This is a genomic window from Gammaproteobacteria bacterium CG11_big_fil_rev_8_21_14_0_20_46_22, assembly GCA_002796245.1.
In the GTDB taxonomy this organism is placed as follows: Bacteria; Pseudomonadota; Gammaproteobacteria; order UBA12402; family UBA12402; genus 1-14-0-20-46-22.
In genome coordinates this window covers 29,322-46,315 of sequence record PCWT01000015.1, presented here as the reverse complement: position 1 = coordinate 46,315, position 16,994 = coordinate 29,322, and the positions used below count along the sequence as shown (strand labels likewise).

At 46.8% G+C, this 16,994-nt stretch carries 17 protein-coding genes; 8 read left to right on the top strand and 9 right to left on the bottom strand.

Annotation, left to right across the window (positions count from 1 at the left end; all coding sequences use genetic code 11):
• From COV52_01550 to COV52_01535, 4 genes are all read left to right on the top strand, one after another.
• Positions 1-395, top strand: a 395-nt coding sequence (locus tag COV52_01550; GenBank protein ID PIR11940.1) for a hypothetical protein, incomplete at its 5' end; no start/stop codon positions are given.
• Positions 396-666: 271 nt separating this feature from the next.
• Entirely contained in the window at positions 667-1,500 is an 834-nt protein-coding gene (locus tag COV52_01545) for a hypothetical protein (GenBank protein ID PIR11939.1), read from the top strand.
• Positions 1,501-1,558: 58 nt separating this feature from the next.
• Positions 1,559-2,215, top strand: coding sequence for a hypothetical protein (locus tag COV52_01540; protein PIR11938.1), 657 nt, complete (start codon positions 1,559-1,561; stop codon positions 2,213-2,215).
• A 73-nt stretch (positions 2,216-2,288) separates the two neighbouring features.
• On the top strand, positions 2,289-2,567 hold the full coding sequence (locus COV52_01535; protein PIR11937.1) for a hypothetical protein: 279 nt from the start codon (positions 2,289-2,291) through the stop codon (positions 2,565-2,567).
• Between the two features lie 22 nt (positions 2,568-2,589).
• Here the strand turns inward: COV52_01535 and COV52_01530 are convergent, their stop codons facing one another.
• Genes COV52_01530 through COV52_01520 form a run of 3 tightly spaced genes read right to left on the bottom strand, consistent with a single transcriptional unit; the run spans position 2,590 to position 5,760 of the window.
• Positions 2,590-4,089 (bottom strand): hypothetical protein, encoded by a 1,500-nt coding sequence (locus COV52_01530; GenBank protein PIR11936.1) that lies wholly within the window; start codon positions 4,087-4,089, stop codon positions 2,590-2,592.
• An 11-nt stretch (positions 4,090-4,100) separates the two neighbouring features.
• Positions 4,101-4,823, bottom strand: a complete 723-nt coding sequence (locus tag COV52_01525; protein ID PIR11935.1) for a multi-copper polyphenol oxidoreductase — start codon at positions 4,821-4,823, stop codon at positions 4,101-4,103.
• Entirely contained in the window at positions 4,813-5,760 is a 948-nt protein-coding gene (locus COV52_01520) for a 23S rRNA pseudouridine(1911/1915/1917) synthase RluD (GenBank protein PIR11934.1), read from the bottom strand. Before COV52_01520 ends, COV52_01525 begins: the two co-directional genes overlap by 11 nt.
• Positions 5,761-5,832: 72 nt before the next feature.
• On the opposite strand from COV52_01520, the gene COV52_01515 reads away from it, so the two are divergent.
• Positions 5,833-6,633, top strand: coding sequence for an outer membrane protein assembly factor BamD (locus COV52_01515; protein ID PIR11933.1), 801 nt, complete (start codon positions 5,833-5,835; stop codon positions 6,631-6,633).
• A gap of 297 nt (positions 6,634-6,930) precedes the next feature.
• Here COV52_01515 and COV52_01510 read toward each other — a convergent pair whose 3' ends face one another.
• The 5 genes from COV52_01510 to COV52_01490 form a co-directional block, all read right to left on the bottom strand.
• On the bottom strand, positions 6,931-8,199 hold the full coding sequence (locus COV52_01510; protein PIR11932.1) for an MFS transporter: 1,269 nt from the start codon (positions 8,197-8,199) through the stop codon (positions 6,931-6,933).
• Between the two features lie 315 nt (positions 8,200-8,514).
• Positions 8,515-8,997 (bottom strand): acyl-CoA thioesterase, encoded by a 483-nt coding sequence (locus COV52_01505; protein PIR11931.1) that lies wholly within the window; start codon positions 8,995-8,997, stop codon positions 8,515-8,517.
• Complete coding sequence (locus COV52_01500; GenBank protein ID PIR11930.1) at positions 8,990-12,376, bottom strand: pyridine nucleotide-disulfide oxidoreductase; 3,387 nt, start codon at positions 12,374-12,376, stop codon at positions 8,990-8,992. Before COV52_01500 ends, COV52_01505 begins: the two co-directional genes overlap by 8 nt.
• Positions 12,376-12,966 (bottom strand): hypothetical protein, encoded by a 591-nt coding sequence (locus COV52_01495; GenBank protein ID PIR11929.1) that lies wholly within the window; start codon positions 12,964-12,966, stop codon positions 12,376-12,378. The genes COV52_01500 and COV52_01495 overlap by 1 nt, the downstream gene beginning before the upstream one ends.
• 82 nt (positions 12,967-13,048) lie before the next feature.
• Positions 13,049-14,221 (bottom strand): hypothetical protein, encoded by a 1,173-nt coding sequence (locus COV52_01490; protein PIR11928.1) that lies wholly within the window; start codon positions 14,219-14,221, stop codon positions 13,049-13,051.
• Between the two features lie 89 nt (positions 14,222-14,310).
• On the opposite strand from COV52_01490, the gene COV52_01485 reads away from it, so the two are divergent.
• Positions 14,311-14,625 carry a hypothetical protein gene (locus COV52_01485; GenBank protein PIR11927.1) on the top strand — a complete coding sequence of 105 codons (315 nt, stop codon included), beginning with the start codon at positions 14,311-14,313 and terminating at the stop codon, positions 14,623-14,625.
• A 43-nt stretch (positions 14,626-14,668) separates the two neighbouring features.
• Here COV52_01485 and ubiA read toward each other — a convergent pair whose 3' ends face one another.
• Positions 14,669-15,517 carry a 4-hydroxybenzoate octaprenyltransferase gene (gene ubiA / locus COV52_01480; GenBank protein ID PIR11926.1) on the bottom strand — a complete coding sequence of 283 codons (849 nt, stop codon included), beginning with the start codon at positions 15,515-15,517 and terminating at the stop codon, positions 14,669-14,671.
• 101 nt (positions 15,518-15,618) lie between these two features.
• Here ubiA and COV52_01475 point away from each other — a divergent pair, with 101 nt between their 5' ends.
• Both COV52_01475 and COV52_01470 read left to right on the top strand, forming a co-directional pair.
• Positions 15,619-16,584, top strand: coding sequence for a hypothetical protein (locus COV52_01475; protein ID PIR11925.1), 966 nt, complete (start codon positions 15,619-15,621; stop codon positions 16,582-16,584).
• A 75-nt stretch (positions 16,585-16,659) separates the two neighbouring features.
• On the top strand, positions 16,660-16,884 hold the full coding sequence (locus tag COV52_01470) for a hypothetical protein (protein ID PIR11924.1): 225 nt from the start codon (positions 16,660-16,662) through the stop codon (positions 16,882-16,884).
• Positions 16,885-16,994: the final 110 nt, after the last annotated feature.

Sequence of the window (16,994 nt, the reverse complement as noted above, 5' to 3'; positions counted from 1 at the left end):
ATTTAGTCGTTTTCCATGAGGGGGCATTATCAGCGAGCCCTTTGATTTTTCAAGACTTTTTTAAATTATCCATGAGTTGTGTCGTGTACGAAGGTAAAAGCCATAAGCTGGTGTTCATTATGCCAGATACGGCTAGCAAAACCGTGGGTCAGCGTTTGTATATTTATCCAGACGGCTCTATGAAGACGGGTAAGCTGATGCCCTCAAAGAATGGCGATTATCTGACATTGTATAATGTGAGCACCAATCAACCACAGGAAGTAAAACACTTGTGGATTAAGGAGCGCCACGGTGTTTATCAGGTTAAAGCCAAGTATAAACGCGGCGGTCATAAAGACTTCACCGTTTATCCGGTAACGGCTGAACAAATGAAGGCCATCGTTTCGCACATGTAAGCGGGCTTATTCAGGGGAGGGGCTTAAAGGCTCCTTTTTCATAAAGGCCCCTCTCGAAATCCAACTCACTGAGATAAACTGTGCAAAATTCTCCTCAAAGCTTGTCCCACACTTGATGGGAGATGCTCATTTACGCCTATGTAAACTGAGCTTTTTCGTCAAATTTTGCTGCGTTTCTCTTGGCGATTTGAATTTCGAGAAGCGCCTGTAAGAAATCCTTAAGCTTTTTTTGGTACATTGGCCCGATAAAAATAATAACTAGGTTGGCTTTATGGATAGAAAATTTTGCGATTTAGATCAGCAGGCTCAATACGCGGTTGCTGAGTTTTTGCTATCGAAGACGGGTTTGACTCGGAGTTTTTGTGAAACATTTCTTCGTATAGACCTCTATCCACATGAGCAGTTTTACTGCATTCGCGAATCAGTGACGCTGACCGCAATTTTGCGGCTTGACAATATCGATCAAATGCTTAGGAGAGAAGTCATTGTTCGAGGGAAGTTAGGTAAACACCTTGATGCTATCAATGAGTATCTTGCATTTTTTGAGAGAAAAGAACTGGAGAGTGTGGCGACTTGGCACTCTGAGGCTTATCAGTCTTCAGAGTCAGGAAGGCGTTGCCGTGTCTGGGTTTTAGACACTGTTCATCCGAAATGGTTTGATCAGTATTCAGAGGCCGCATTTTCTGAGAAATTGTTTTCTGCAAGGTGTGAGTTAAAAAGAGCTCCTGGTTATGATATTCAAGATACTGCTTCATTCAGGCAGAGTTTTGATAGAACCTTCAGTGATCGTTTTTTTGTCTATAGAAAAAATGGTCAGAGAAAAATTCTTTTGGCTAAAGATGTGGCAAGCTTTAAATTTTGTGATAGTTTTTTGCGGTTTCTTGAAACCATGCCTTCTAGTAATGGCTTGCTAGGCGTTAAGATGGCTAACTTCTTTCTTGCGATGATTGCTTCGGGGTTACAAGCCTATACTGATAAGCAACCGGCGTTTGATATTCCTGACTGTTTTGAAACACGTTTTCGGCTCAAGCTTGATACGCATCAAGAGTTTTCTAAACTTTACCAAGAATTTCAAAACCAGGGTTCGGCAATAAACCCCAGCTAATAAGGCCTTTTTGAGTCCAGCTATTCGTGTTTTTTCTGCCACACTGAATATCACGATAATGACAGGGAGTGCGTGTTCGGATGGTGCCTTTTTCCTCCTTAAGCCGATTGGCACACCTAGACAGTATCTTTGCTTGGATATTGATCGCGTCAATCTTCGCTATGTGTATGAGAATTTTTTGCTTAAGGATTATCGTTTTACTGATTTTTCTCGTGAGCGACTTCCTGAGCTTGGCAAATTATGGCGCGGTGAGGCAAGTGATGAAAAGTTGGCTAAGCCTCCGTCTAGGTTGGCTCGGAGCTTTAGAAGGCCGCCGGAAAGTCACCCTAGAATTTTAATCGGTAGGTTTTGGGGTGGAATGCTCAGTAGTTTGGCACCAAGGTCACACCCGTTGATTAATGCTTTTTTGCGATTTCTAAATAATAGTCACTTTTCGAAAAATAGGACTGTTCGCGAAGCTTTTGAGACCACCCTCAATAATTCAATACTGTATTGTTCTCCGACTGATAGATTAAATTTGCCTGCGATAAAGCAAGCTGTCATTAATAAGTTCGTTGAGCTATGTTTATCGCATAAGAGTTTGAGACCCGCCTATAAGGCTTTCTGGCAGGAGTGTGGCCTTGAGTTTTTTAATCGAGAAATCGAGCGCAATAAACCTCTCTCACAGCTTGCCGAAGAATACCGAAACTCGCTATCTAAGGCGCATTCACCGTGAGTTTTTATCTGTTAAGGTTATCTTCAGTTTGTGCTGTTACTCTATGAGCCACACTAACAATATGAGGTATATTATGCTGGTGACTCAAGAAGAGTTAGGTGGTTTAATTAAGCAGATTCTTGATACCACTGATACTTGGAGGTTTCTAATGTATTTAGATAATTATGGTGGAAAAGCTTTCAACTTGGCGGGATTGTTTGGTGCTGTTTTGCTTAACCTTATTCAGTCAGATTTGTCTAAGGATGAGATGCTTCAGGCTTTTGATCAGAGGTTTGTTCAGGGTATGGCTGATTATGATGCTGATCTACTGAGGAGCTACCGAGAATTTCAAGCTTTACCCAGAATGGGGTAACAATCAGATACCTTGTGCTTTTTTAGCGAGACTTTGGGCGCGGAGTTTCCTCTCTAGACGGCTGGTTTTGCTTCTCCTTTATATCATCGGTGGTTTTCGCCCTTCGTAAAAGAAGGGTGGTATAAGGTGTTATGTAGCCAAGCTTACTACCTTTATGTGCTGGCGGCGGTTGGGAGCTTGTGCGGCGTTCATTGAACCAAAAATAAGCCAGTCGCAAGGCCCTAGCTGATGGGTTTACTTGTGCGCATGAAACGAGGGTGGAAGGGTCGGCTGCCTCGCGAGCGTTTCGTTCGAGTTTCAAGGTAATGCCAAGATGTTTCAGGTGTTTCTGGTTTAACATGGGTAAATACTGTAAGCAATGTAAAGCTACAAGGCTAAGCCTTAAGGTTTCTGTTTGATCATCGTTAATGCGTGTTGTCACGCTTTCGCCGTCGAGTGCTCTTAATATCTCAAAAAGCTCATCGCCAAGCCAAGCACGCTGCCATCGTTCGCTAAGGAGCAAGTGGGGAATTCGCCAAGGGTACGGGTTGCCGTGAAAACCTCGTGTAATGGGTGCATCACTGTCTTGAATGAATAGCGGTTCTTTCTCTAAGGTGGTCAATGCCATGTGGCAATAGGCACAAGGCAGCTTGCTAAGCCCAATATAGTCAGTTTTATCGCCTTGTTCTGCCAATTCAGTCAGGAGTCTCATTTCGGCATGTGTGTCGGCATTGCCTGTGTCTATGATCTTGAAGTTGAATCGTCTTTCTGAAAAAACCTTGGCTAATTCGCTGCACTCTGCCTTTGATGAAAAAAACTGCTCGAGTTTCAAAAGATCCTGTAAGTATCGGCTTAGAATTTGTTTTAAGGTGCCCGTTTGGCTTTTGAAATGATCACTTAAATGGCTGGCGGCTAGGGTTTCAAAGTGTGTTTTGATCCAGGCTTCAACCACGTCATAGGCATCATCGCTTCCAGTGTTTGTGTAAAAGGCATTAATGCTTTCAACGACATGCTCAAGAAAGGTGTCTAGTGAAGTCTGGTCGTTCGAGCTGGGGACTGAGTTTTTGGGTTGCCGGTAAAGAATATAGGGTTTGAGGCACAAAAGCAAAACACGTTTTCTCATTGCGTTCAGTAACTCGTGTGAAACGAGCACTGTCGCGCGTGATTCATGCAATAATTTCGCAAGCACACCTACGTGCTGAAAAAGGCTTCTAACGCGGTCGTAGAGCTTTGGGTCTTCGTGTTGTTGGTTGGTTGAGAACCAAAGTTCAAAGCCACTGTCTTTTCTAACAAGGCAGACAGCGGCGCAAACCTCATCGCCCACCACTAGTCTTGCCATCGAGTCTAATCGTCTTGCTAAGCGTTCCACGGCATTGGTGTCGTGAGATAACCTGTGTTGAGGGTTGCTTTGATCGTTTGTGTTGATCGCGTACAGTCGCTGATAAAATTTCCCTAGAAATTGTTTTATAGAGTGTGTTTCAGCTTGTTCTAGAAACTGAATGAGTGATGCGCCATCTTTGATGTCTTTTACCTCAACCCTCATGTTTTTCCTCTTTAGTCTGTTTGGTTTAAGCAGATAAGGTGTGCCATGCGGCCTGTGCGTTGATCGCGTCGATAAGAGTAAAAGCGCCGTTTGTCTGTGTAGGTGCAAAAATCACCACCACTGATATGCTGTACACCAAGCTGGCTCAACCGTTGTTTGGCTAAACCGTACATATCACAGTGGTATTTTCCGGGCGTTTTTGCTGTAAAATTTTGTGCAGCCTGTGCGTCGTGTTGGGTGAAAGCATCGTAGACATCCTGGCCGACTTCAAACGCGCTAGGGCCAATGGCAGGCCCTAGCCAAGCTAAAATATTTTCGGGTTTGGCGCTGAAATGTTTCAGTGTGTTTTCAATGACGCCATGCGCTAAGCCGCGCCAGCCAGCGTGGATGGCGGCAACTTCTGTGCCCTCTGTGTCACACAATAAAATCGGCAAGCAATCAGCGGTCATGATCACCAGTGGAGTATTTGGTTCGCGCGTATAGGCCGCATCGGCTTCGCAATTGCCGCCCGTGCTCACACTGTTAGAGTGTGTTTGGTTTAGCCACAAGGGCTCGCTAGGCAACGCTAAAGTTTCACGAAGAATCACGCGATTTTTCTGAACGTCGTCAGGAGAATCACCCACGTGGTGTGCCACATTAAACGTGTCAAAAGGTGCTTGGCTCACGCCACCTTGACGGGTGGTTGATGCCGCGAACACATTGGCGGGTGCTGGCCAGTTAGGCTTAATGATCATGGTTTCGAATAACTTCAAGCAAATCTTTTATATCGTCAGGCAGTGGTGCGTCAAAACTTAAACGCTCGCCTGTGACAGGGTGCGTTAGGCTTAAATGCGCAGCATGCAGTGCTTGGCGAGTAAAGTCTCTTAGGGCTTGTTTCAAGGTTTCATCCGCGCCTTGCGGTAGGCGAAGCTTGGCATACACTGGATCACCCACGATGGGGTTGAGTCGGTGAGCCATGTGCACACGAATTTGATGCGTTCGGCCGGTTTCAAGCTGCACATCGAGTAATGTGAAATGCTTAAAACGCTCAGCAATACGAAAATGTGTGACGGCCGGTTTGCCGCTATGCACAACTGCCATTTTTAAACGGTTTTTGGCATGTCGCCCCATCGGTTGATCAACGGTGCCACCGCCGGTGAGGGCACCGTACACTAGCGCTTTATAGTGGCGATGAATATCGCGTGCGTGTATCTCGCGCACTAAGTGCTGGTGTGCGCTGGGTGTTTTGGCCACGACCATTAGGCCTGTGGTGTCTTTGTCAAGTCGATGAACGATACCAGCGCGGGGTAGCTGCTTAAGCTCAGGTTCATGGAAAATGAGCGCATTGACGAGTGTGCCACTGTGGTTGCCGGCGGCTGGGTGAACGACAAGCCCGGACGGTTTGTTGATGATCATCAGGTTCTCGTCTTCAAATACGATATTCAAGGTAATATTTTCGCCTTGCCAATCACCTTCATCGGCTAGCTGGGTGTGTAAACGTAAAGTGTCACCGACGTTAACTTTGTGTTTGGGGAGTGCCGTTTCTTCGTTTAAGGTGAGTTCACCCGATTGAATCCAGGCTTTGAGTTTGGCTCTGGAGTAATCGGGTAACAGTGATGCAGCAGCCGCGTCGAATCGCATGCCGTGACAGTTTTCCGGGATGATTAAATTGTGTTCAATTGTGTTGTTCATTACAGTGATAGCCAGAGAGCTAAAAGCTCGTTATAATCGCCAAGCATTGAATAGCATACAAGATAATAGAGCATGATAAAACGTCGATTACACTTATTTGCCTTACTAACAGCCGCGGCCCTTCTTTTGAGTGCCTGCTCAAAGGATGTTGCCGTTGATGATCCGGGTGCTCCTTACAAAGGCAAAACAGAGAAACAGATTTATTTGGGTGGGCGCCATGCCTTATTCCACCAAGACTGGGATCAATGCACCAAACATTTTGAAGGCTTGTTGACCTTGTATCCGTTCGGACAATACGCGAAAAATGCGCAGTTAGATATTATTTATTGTTATTATAAAAACGACGATGTGGGCATGACCTTGGCCTCCGCGGATCGCTTTATTCAGCTGTACCCTATGGATAAAGACGTCGCCTATGCCTATTACATGCGTGGTTTGTCTGAATTTTACCGAAACCGAAGTTTCTTGGATCAGCATTACGACACCGACTATGCCCAACGCGGTTTGGATGATGTGCAAAAATCGTTTTTGGATTTTCAGCATATCATCAGCGACTATCCGCACAGTAAGTATGCGCCAGATGCGCGTCGCCGTATGGTGTATATCCGTAATATTATTGCCTTGCATAACTTGGAAATTGCTAAATTTTATTTTGAGCGCCATTCCTATGTGGCCGCCGCTAATCGTGCGAACTTGGTGGTTCAGCACTTCCAACAAAGCACTGCTGTACCAGGGGCTTTGGTGTTGATGGCTATGTCGTACCAGCGTTTGGGTTTGAAATCGGCAGCAGCTCACACGATCAATGTCATCAAGCTAAATTACCCTAGCGAGCCTGATTTGCAGCGTTTAATCGCGGTTCAGAGTACGCTGTAAAAACTTGCTTGCATCGTTTGGATGGAACGCCGAAGGCGTGATAATCCGGGAAATTTAAACCCGGGTTATCCTCGCTGAGCTCGTCAACAGGCTACATTTTATCGCCAATGTCATTGCGAGCGAACGATAGTGAGCGCGGCAATCTTGCTCATTAATATGGAGATTGCTTCGTCGCGTCGCTCCTCGCAAAGACGGTTGCTACGTTAGTTTGTTGCTGCTTCGTGAATGTAGTCTGGATTGAACCTCGTCGTAGCGAAAGCGAAGACGGGTGGTAATCCGGGAAAGGTAAAATCGTTGCTACTTTTTTTGCACTAGAAATAGGGCTGTCAGTAGCGCAATCGCGAAAGAGATGGGCACGACCATTAAGCCTGTTTGGTAATCACCGATCGAGTAGATGGGGCCGCCACTGGCATCAACCTGGCCTTTCCAAATCGCATCTAAAATAAAACCTACGGCGGGCTGCAATGTTAATCCGCCAAGTACAATGGCCATGTTGATGAAGCCAGACGCTGTGGCGATCAAAGATTTGGGTTGCGTATCCATGATCAAGGCGAACGTTAAGGCCATGGATGAGGCTGCAGCACCAAAGAGTAGCAAGAAAATAATGAGCAAAGCTGTTGAGCTCGGTGGGAAATAAATCATCCACACGCCGCTAATTAAGCCGATAAGCGAGCTTGCTATCATCATCAAGCGTCGCTGTTTTAGCCAGCTTGAAAGCGTGGTGATGATGGGCCCACCGACAGCCACGCCAATCCAAACAAAAGATAAACTGCTGGCTGCGTTCACATTCGTTAAGTGGTAGGCGCGTGAGAGAAACGGCACGCCCCATAATACGGCAAAAATACTGATGGGCGACCAAATCGCAAAGCCGTATAAGGCGCTCACCCAAATCGTGCGGCTTTTGAAAATATGCCAGAAGGGCAGGGATTTTTCTTTTTCCGCGAGATTAATGGTGTGACCAATGTAATTTGCCCAAGGCTTGGGTGGGTGGTTTCGCACAATCAGCACGGTGAGCACGGCAAAGATAAAGCCGAGCACCGCAACTAGAATGCTGGCGTGTTGCCAACCGTATTCTGCGGTGAGTTTGGCCACAGGGCCTTCGCCAACAATTGCACCTACACAACCAAAAATTTGCACAAGGCTTGCGTAGATTGCAAAGTGTTGGGCTTTAAACCAATGTGCACCTACTTTGAGTGCACCAATATAAGCAAAGGCGGCCATAAAACCCATGATAAAACGGCAGACCATGGCCACACCCAGGTGGCTGGTGTAGGCGAAGGCCAGTGTGGCCAATGCGCTGAATAACAAAGACAAGGTGAGCACTTTTCTGGCGCCTAATTTATCCAGCAAAATACCCGCAGGAATTTGCATGGGGGCGTAGCCGTAAAAGAAGAGTGATGAGAGCACGCCCAGTGCGCCCGCTTGCACGCTAAAGGCTTGCATAAGTTCGTGTGTCATGGCAGAAGGCATGACGCGCGCGACAAAATCAAAGATATAAAATAAGGATGCAGTAAAGCCTACGATGACAGCCAAGAGGCCATATTGTGCTAAGTGATTCTTTTTCATGCCGATCAGTCTAGCAAGTTTTTGAATTCAATGGGAGTTTTATATCCCCGCCATTTTTTGGTTAATAATATTCCACTTTTAAGGTTTGCTTAATAAATTGAGCATAAAATGAACAAGGATAGTCTAGGGGGGATTCATAATGAAAAGTAGTCAAGCACAGACACCGGCTGTTTCTCGACAACGCAGTGACGCCAGCGCTATCGCGCCGGCGAGTTTTTCAAACCCCGGCGCACCTCGTCCTTCGTGGTTACCTTTTTTCGCACCAGTTGGCACCGTTCGAGGAGTGAGTTGTATGACAAGTTTAACGAGGGTAGGCTAGGTCTGCTGTTTGATGGCTTCATGCCGCGCGCTTTGTTCGCGATGAAGCTTGCGTCGCAATTCGGCTTCTTTGAATCGGCGCTGATCAAGCTCAGTGTCTAAGGCGAGTTTGGGCACAACAGCCGGTTTGCCGTTATCATCGATGGCGACCATATTGATATAGCAGCTATTCGTGTGGCGAGCTTCGCCGGTTTTCACATTTTCGGCGGTGACGTTAATCCCAATTTCCATCGAAGTGTTGCCAGTGTAATTTACGCTGGCTTTAAAGGTCACGAGTTCGCCCACGTAAATAGGTTGTTTGAAAATCACTTGGTCGACAGAAATGGTGACCACGTCTTTGCCGCAGTAGCGTGCCGCGCAAGCATAGGCCACGCGATCCATGAGTAACATAATATACCCACCGTGAATGTGACCGGTGAAGTTGGCGCGCTCCGGCGGCATCACTTCGGCCATGGTGCAGGTTTTGCGTTGTTTACCCATGTGTAACCTCCTTGTTGATGTGTTCGTACCATAAGCGAGATAAGGTTTCGCTCATTTTGTTTTGCAGGCTGCGCTCAGCGTAATTATCAAAATCAATCATCTCTAGCGGTTGATCTTGCCAAGAGCAAGCAAACACCGCTTTTGTGCGCTTGCCTGTTGCTGGATCAATTTGCCACTGTAAGCATTGTGCACACACACCTTTGAGCATGCACTGCATGGTGCTGTGGACACTGCCATAGACTCGGGCTTCGGGTTTGAATAGGTGAGCTAATGTGCCGCTTCTCAAGGCTTGAATGTTTTTTAATAAACACGCATCGCCGAAAAGGGTGATGCGATCTTGCCCTTTAATGATTTCAGGGTGTGTCATTAAATATTTTTCAGGTGAGTCAGTGATCCAGTGTGTGTTATCACACAGTTTATTGAGTTCATCTTGATAGAAGAAATCCTTTTTATTTTCGGCGTAGGCTAGCAAAGTGACGGGGCAGTTTGCGTCGCGCAGTGCGGGCGTTAGGGCCAGTGCATAAGCCAAGCCAATCTCGTTGGCGATAATTAAAATATTTTGCGGTGTGTTGGGGATTTTTGATCGCACACCCGTTGGGCCCATGAGGCTGGCCGGTTCGCCGGCTTCCATCGTTTGCGCGATCGCTGAACTCACGCCGCGGTTGATGAGCAGAGTCGTCACAGTGCCTTGATCACTATCGGCACGGCTGGCCAACAAAGCCAAAGGCTCCATTTGAAGGCGTGTGTTGTGTTTGGTGCGCGCATGTGTTTCATAATTTTGAAGGCGATAAAACTGGCCGGGCTTGAAACGTTTGGCTGCCTCAGGTGCGTGAAAGGTGAGCTCCCACGCAGATTCGCTGAGCAGTCTTTTGTTCAAAAGTTTTGCGTCCAAGCGCGCATGAATATCATCAGCAAAGCTTTGGTGATCACTTGCGTTTGGTGAGCTTAACGCTAAAGCCCGCATGATTTTCGGGTGGCTGCGTTTGGCAGAAGCAATCGCGCGCACCACATTGCCGTGGAAAGTGGGGTGCACATCACCTAAGAAGCTCACAAAATGATTGTTATCGGCATAGGAGGTAAAGGGACCAAAGTCTTTGCTTTTGACGTGCTCTCCTGAAGCTGTCGGGTTTAGCCCCGTTTCGTCTAAGTCATAGGTGTCGTATTGCATTTTTGTGCGTTTAAGCAGGTTTTGGTGTTCAAAATCATACGCCACATTTGGGCTTGCGCCCGTGGCTACCAAGATAGTTTTAGCGGGTAGCGTGATGTATTCATCGGTATCATGCCAATGACCGTCTTCATCGCAACGGCGCGTTTGCATGATTAGTGTCTCGCTGTGACCAAAAGCATCAAGCGTGACTTCAACGGGACTGACGCAATCACGGTAAAATAAACCTTCTTCAAGCGCTTTGTGCAGTTCTTCATGGTTGCTGATATACGCCGGTGATTCGTGAATATGGCGGCGATAGGCAATCGTAACGCCACCCCAGGCATGGATAAGCGGCAGAAAATTCGGCGCCCGGTCTTCTTGCTGTGCTATTTTTCGTTCGTTTCGGACTTGTTCGCCATGGTTTAAGAATTCATCCAGTATAGCTAAGCTGGCTTTGTCAAATTCATTTCTAATGCTGGCTTCACTTTGGCTTTTGCAAAGTGCCTCATAGCGCGCCAAGGTTTTTTCGACTTGTTTGATGTAATACGCTTGTGCTTCGGTCGCAGCATCCACGCCGGTTAAGCCACCGCCAATAATCACTGCGGGTAAGCGCAGCTGCACGTTGGCAAGACTGTCTTTCTTAGCCGCGCCGGTTAATTGCAAGGCCATCAAAAAATCGTTGGCTTGTCGCATGCCAGGGGCCATGCTGCCCGGTATGGGTAAGGCTTTGGGTAAGCCCGCGCCCACGGCGATGCTCACATGATCAAAGCCCATGGCATAAAGTGACTCGATCGTGACCGTGCCGCCAAAGCGCACGCCGTCGAACAGTTGGAAATGCTTGCGTCGCGACAGACTGATATAGATCAGCTTTAAAAAATTTTTATCCCATCGCACGGTGATGCCGTATTCGGCGACACCACCAAAACCTAGTACTTGGCGTGTGCTTAAAGGCTCGGTGATATCTGAGTAGTGTTCAATCGCAGTGTTTAAATAGGTTTGAGGCAAGTCTTCGATTTTTAGACCGTCACTGCCTACCACGGCGCAACCTTCCATGAGCAAGTGATACGCGAGGCTAAAACCTGCAGGCCCCATGCCCGCAATAAAGACTTTTTTGCCGTTATACGGTTTTTCCACGAATTGTTCTGAGCGCAAAGGGTTCCAGCGTGTGAGTAGGTCGTAAATTTCGACGCCATAGGGGAGGCTTAACACATCTTTTAAAATACGTGTTTCAATTTGCGGCACATCGACTGGGTCTTGTTTTTGATAGATGCACGCTTTCATGCAGTCATTACAAATACGGTGGCCAGTGGCAGGACACATCGGGTTGTCAATCATGATGGTTGCAAGTGCTGCAATGCTTAAGCCTTCTTTTTGCAGCGTGTTCATCTCAGAGATTTTTTCATCCAGCGGGCAGCCGGTTAGCGTGTTATCCAGCGGATTTTTTCGAAAGCCCAGCTCAGGTTCGCCTTTTTTCTCGGGAAAACCTTTAGAGCAAAAATCGCCATCGTGATCATGGCAAAGCACACAATAGTCAATTTCCGCCTGGACTTGGCGCTCATTCATGCCGCTGTCCGTCAAATCAAAGCCATCGCGCGATCGCCATTGTTCAGCGGGTAGCTGTTGAGCGCCGTGCTCGGTAATGATGGGGATTAGTCGTCGGTAGTCTGTGCGTTTGGGTAATTTAAAGCTGACCCAGCCGCTGACATGCTTGCTATGATCTTTTAAGCAATGAATAGCCCACTGCGTCAATTTTTCAAGCTTGGCCTCATAAGCTTCTTTATCGTCCAGGTAGCGCACAGCCAGCTCGCTGACGGCTAACTCTTTGTCGCCTGATTCATCGAGCTGATTGTTAAGCCACGCGTTAAGAGATTCAAAAGGCTCTAGCGTTTCTTCACGTGTGAGACGGCGTTTGGCTCGGCGAAGCACAATCCATTTTTTAAACGCAAAGATCGCTTTGTCTTTTTCAATGAAGGTTTGTTGTGCGGCCGTGGCGCTTTCAATGTCAAAAAACTCGGCAATAAAATTTTCAAGCTCGCGTGCCGCGTGAATAATTAACTCGCTTATTTGTAGGCTTGAAAATGTCTTGGGATTTTCGCGATAGCGCAACAGATCACGGTGCAAGTTTTTTTGCTGCGATGCCAGTAGGCTTAAAAAATGTTGGTCGAGCGTATCGAGTGTATCGCGTTTTAAATACTCGCTAAAGTTAAGTTGTGAAAAGCGAGCGAGCGTCATTAATCCAAGGCTTTCTTAAGTTCAAGGATAGAGTGCGCTTCGTGCATCGGTGCGCCTGGGTTGTGTTCTAATCGCTTGATGATGTCATAAGCATTCACCAGACCGTGCACGCGCTGCTCACTGCTGCCTTCTTGAATGTCGACGACTAGCGCGTAGCGCGAGTTATTCTCTCGCAAGGTTTTGATCAAATTGCCCACCTTGGCAAAACGTAAGTCTTGATAGTTTAGGGTGAGTAGTTTTTCTCTGGGTGTCATGACCATCTTGACGGTGATTTCGCTGTGTTTAATGCGATCTTCTTGGGTGATTTTCAAGGGTTTGGCGCCCTGCAGGTCACCAGAGCTTACGGCACCGACCACGCAGTCTTCGTCTACGACCAACATCACTAATCGGCCGGAAGATTTCATTTTTACCAAGGTATCATCGATCAAGTCTTTGGGGCGTGCCAGTGCTGGACGAACGGTTTCGAAATTAATCATCACATTTAAGGCTTTATCATCCCAGTGGATAAGTTCTGGCATGGCTTCGGGGTGGGTATAGGTATTTTCTTTGCTTAACGCTATGATGGGGAGTGCGTCGTATTTTTTGCTCATTTTCTATCCCTTTTTGCTGAAATTGATTGGCACATCTTACGCTGAAGATGCTCTGATCGCAATTAGGAGTGTTCTTAAATGCTTACTTGATAGCTACTGGACAGCTTTGAGGCGAGAGCTCGCAGGCAACTTTATCGAGTGCCGCTCGTCGACTATTGACGATTGCTTGGGCAACGTGATTTAAGGCTTTTATATTTTTGGGGCTCACATTAAATGGGTCGTCGAGTTGAGGTGGGATGGGGGCGTTAAAGCGATAATAAGCAACAAAACGTTTGGGTATTATTTCTTGAAGGTTTTGCATGATGTTAACGGTTGTGTCTACTTGACCTTTCATAAAGTCGATCAGAATGTAGCGCATCCACTGCGCTAAACCCCAGTGAATGGCTTGATTGCCAGGAATGTTTGTACTGTCTTCACCAGTGCCTAGTGAAACCACAAGGTAGCGTTTGTTAGGGTAAAGCTTCATGGCGGCAAACAGTGCTGGTGGTCCTGGATCATTGACCGCATTAAAGGCATCGCCGGCGAGATAGCTCTGCCTACTTTCCATGCTCTGAATGATAACCGGCGGGAAAACACCGGGTGTTGCGGTGGCAGCAGAGACCACTTCGTGCGTGTAAAAGTCCGGTCTGCCTGACTTGCCAAGCTCCCAGCTTTTAAACCACAGCACACGCCGTTCTTGAAAGCTATAGACGGGCACGAGCACAGGCTTGATGAGCTCGTCAAAGCGAGTGGTTTGACCAAGATATTTTTCGTAAGCGTGGTCAAGGTTCGAGGCTGGCAACATCGGACCGATGAGACCGCCTAATGTCAGCACTTGGTGATACCACGGATTTTTCAATAACTGTGGACCAATGTGATTGTAAATTCCAATTAAATCTTGCGTGGATAGCTTCGGCTTGCCGTTTTTGTCTGGTGTGTTTAATGCGGTTACGCTGATAGAGCCTGAGGAAGTGCCAGCCATGATATCAAATAATTGACTGATCGGTTTACCCGTTTTCTCAGATAAATAATTTAAAATATAGGCGGGAATAATGCCGTGAATACCACCGCCATCAATGATTAAAATGCGCACGACTTTTTGATTGTTTGGCAGCGTGGGCGCCTTGTGTGGCACAATGATGTCTTCGTGAGGTAAGCCATGAATGATGATGGGTGAGCGTGTGCTCAAGCGTATATAGGCTAGTGAAACAATAAAAAAAACCAAGATCAGGGTCATAAGCCAGGCAATGTAGACTGTTGCGCGAGATCGTTTCATGGGTATATCTAACCGTATATGGTGAATCTTATTCTACAGTTTATGAATGAAAATGACAGTGGTGCGCGCCGATTTTTCGGCCACATTAAGTGGCTTTAATTTTCTTAACTTCAAAGGATCCTCTGTATGAAAAATATGTATGGTTAACTCTCTCTGCCTTGCCAGCCTTTTTGCTTTCTGGGTGTGTGTCTTACCACGTGGCGAACTACCAATCAGACCACGCTAGCGCAAAGGCGTTTCAATCGAAAGTGAAAGACCAGGTTGGCGTCGCTGCTTTCACCATGAAGGCTGATCAAAACAGCAACGCGGTGATGTGTCGCGCAGCCGGCAAAGTCTATTTGCCGAACAAGCAAACGTACACTCAATACATTCAGTCAGCCTTTGTTTCACAGCTTAAAGCTTAGAGACCAGGGTGTAGCCATAAAGCCGGGCAATTGTCCGGCTTTTTTAATAGGGTAATAGGCTTAAGTATACGCCCAAAAAAATCGCCAGCAGTGTGTAATGGCTGTTCAAGAAAGCCTTGAAGAAGTCTGTTTTCTTGCGGTGGCGGGTGATGGTGTGCTGATACGCTAAGCTTGCAATGGCGAGTGCTAGGCCAAAGTCAAACCAATGATTGAGTGATGTTATTTGGCTGACGATCACGATGAGTAATAGGTAGACGATGTGGAAGATGGCGATGTACCGGCGATCGTTATCGCCAAACAAAACAGCCGTGGATTTGATGCCGATTTTGATGTCGTCGTCGCGGTCAACCATGGCGTAAAAGGTGTCATAAGCCACGGTGAAAACGATGTTGGCTGCGTACAGTAACCAGCAGCTTAAGCCTAAAGGTTTGTTCGAAGCGCTAAACGCCATGATGATACCAAAGTTAAAGCACGCCCCCAACCAGGCTTGTGGCCAATGCGTGTAGCGTTTCATTAAGGGGTAGGCCAATGTCATGGCCAGTGCGACGAAGGCCAGCAGTATCGTTTCGGCATTGGTTGGTAACACCAGCAGCAAGGCGCCGAGTAATAATATCGCGAGTAAGATCACTGCTTGAGTGGGTGATATTTGATTCGCGGCCAGCGGGCGGTTTTGGGTGCGGGCCACGTGGCGATCAAGCTTTCGATCCAAGAGATCATTCACAATGCAGCCGGCTGAGCGCATTAAAAATACACCCAGTGTGAAGATAACGAGGTTCTTGGCGCTGGGTCGCCCCTGTGCGGCCAAAAAAAGTGCTGTTAATGTGGGCCAGAGTAGCAATAGGCTGCCGATGGGTTTGTCAAAGCGGGTGAGGGCGAGGTAGTGTCGTATCATGGTACTGGCTCATTTTCGGGTAGTTTAACTGAATTGCTGGTTTTTAATAGTCCCTTAAGCTAAGGGTGATACGATCCCAAAAAAATAAGAGGTACAAAGCTATGCCCCCCAAAAATAGATTCCATGATTTCGTAGCATCAGAACTCTCTTCTGGTCAGCGTTCAGATTGGAATAGGGCTGATCGCGATTTTAATGAAGGTTTGGAGGAAGTGGCTCGGCTCGAGGATCGTGTGGCTAATTTCCGTTTAGCCATTACTACATATCATGCCATTTTTGAAGAAATTTCTTCTGAGAAGCAATTATCAAAAGGTTTTTTTCTTAACGAGGTACTGATTACCTTTTGCGAATTATTTAAGCTCTCTGAGACCACGAATCAAGGTATGTTTAGCACTTTTTTAGATATTTTTCGAAAAGTTTCGCTAAAAAAATATTTCAAGGAAGCGAATGAGTTTATCTCCAAGCTCGATGAGGGCGATTTGTGCGAAAGGCAGTTACGTGATGACCTGGTTTCTGTAAGGGACGAGCTTCTTGGGCAAGTCAAAAGGTTTGAATCGTTTGCGGACCAACGAGAGCAATTGTTTGATGGAAATACCACTGCTGGCAGTAGTGATTCTTTAAGGGTGGCGGCCCGCTTTTATCAGAAGGCTATTTTTCTTGGAATGGGGTTGGGTATCGATAGTCAGTCTGATCTGTTTTTGAGCTTGTTAAATATGTATAGCAAGCTGATGCATTTTTCCGCGTCAACCGCTGAAAAATTGAAATTTGCCGAGCAGCTGCTTAGCTGCGCAATGTCTTGTGATAGGTTTATTTCGAAACGTCATGAGCGAGTTGAGTACTATCATGGTTGTGTGGAAGCTTGCGCGGTAATTGCTCTTCTGCATAACAGTGTAAACGAAAGGAATGGTAAGCGTAAGTTAATGTTGAATTTTTGCTTAGCTGCTCAAGCTTTGGGTGATGACGTTGATGATTCAACTCGTCAATTGCTTGGTGAGATCGCCGGGTACTCCCAGTCCGCGCGCGGCTCTACTGAGCCAGCTGGCGAGAGTACGGCTGCTTTTCAACCTTGAAGTTTTGGTATTAGTCTGGGGGCGTCGCGGGGCGCCCTCTGAAATCGTTGCCCATGGCTCCCGCATTGCGGTAACTTGTTGTGGCAAGAGTTTCTGGGTGATGAGGCGGCATCGTATGATGTGGATGAAGTGTTTCCTTGTCACGGTGTGGTGCTTCTAAAGCCTTATGCTTGGGATATTTTCACCTTGAACGTGTCTGGCTTTGCTCAATCACAACGCACACAGATGCTGTTGCGTGGTGATCGCTGGGAGATCCATGAAAATACGCCTAAAATTTGCCCTTTAGACCTTAAAGCATAAACCGCTACGGTTGATTTAGGCAACGTCAGGGACGTTACCTAAACTCAATACACTCAAAAAGCGAAAATTAGGGGGCGCAGTCTTTGCTTATCCCCTTGAAAAGTCACAAT

Coding starts and splice junctions, on each gene's coding strand:
- COV52_01535 (PIR11937.1), top strand. CDS start 2,289: ATGCTGGTGACTCAAGAAGAGTTAGGTGGTTTAATTAAGCAGATTCTT.
- COV52_01490 (PIR11928.1), bottom strand. CDS start 14,221: ATGAAACGATCTCGCGCAACAGTCTACATTGCCTGGCTTATGACCCTG.
- COV52_01525 (PIR11935.1), bottom strand. CDS start 4,823: ATGATCATTAAGCCTAACTGGCCAGCACCCGCCAATGTGTTCGCGGCA.
- COV52_01545 (PIR11939.1), top strand. CDS start 667: ATGGATAGAAAATTTTGCGATTTAGATCAGCAGGCTCAATACGCGGTT.
- COV52_01500 (PIR11930.1), bottom strand. CDS start 12,376: ATGACGCTCGCTCGCTTTTCACAACTTAACTTTAGCGAGTATTTAAAA.
- COV52_01510 (PIR11932.1), bottom strand. CDS start 8,199: ATGAAAAAGAATCACTTAGCACAATATGGCCTCTTGGCTGTCATCGTA.
- COV52_01515 (PIR11933.1), top strand. CDS start 5,833: ATGATAAAACGTCGATTACACTTATTTGCCTTACTAACAGCCGCGGCC.
- ubiA (PIR11926.1), bottom strand. CDS start 15,517: ATGATACGACACTACCTCGCCCTCACCCGCTTTGACAAACCCATCGGC.
- COV52_01540 (PIR11938.1), top strand. CDS start 1,559: ATGACAGGGAGTGCGTGTTCGGATGGTGCCTTTTTCCTCCTTAAGCCG.
- COV52_01475 (PIR11925.1), top strand. CDS start 15,619: ATGCCCCCCAAAAATAGATTCCATGATTTCGTAGCATCAGAACTCTCT.
- COV52_01530 (PIR11936.1), bottom strand. CDS start 4,089: ATGAGGGTTGAGGTAAAAGACATCAAAGATGGCGCATCACTCATTCAG.
- COV52_01495 (PIR11929.1), bottom strand. CDS start 12,966: ATGAGCAAAAAATACGACGCACTCCCCATCATAGCGTTAAGCAAAGAA.
- COV52_01505 (PIR11931.1), bottom strand. CDS start 8,997: ATGGGTAAACAACGCAAAACCTGCACCATGGCCGAAGTGATGCCGCCG.
- COV52_01520 (PIR11934.1), bottom strand. CDS start 5,760: ATGAACAACACAATTGAACACAATTTAATCATCCCGGAAAACTGTCAC.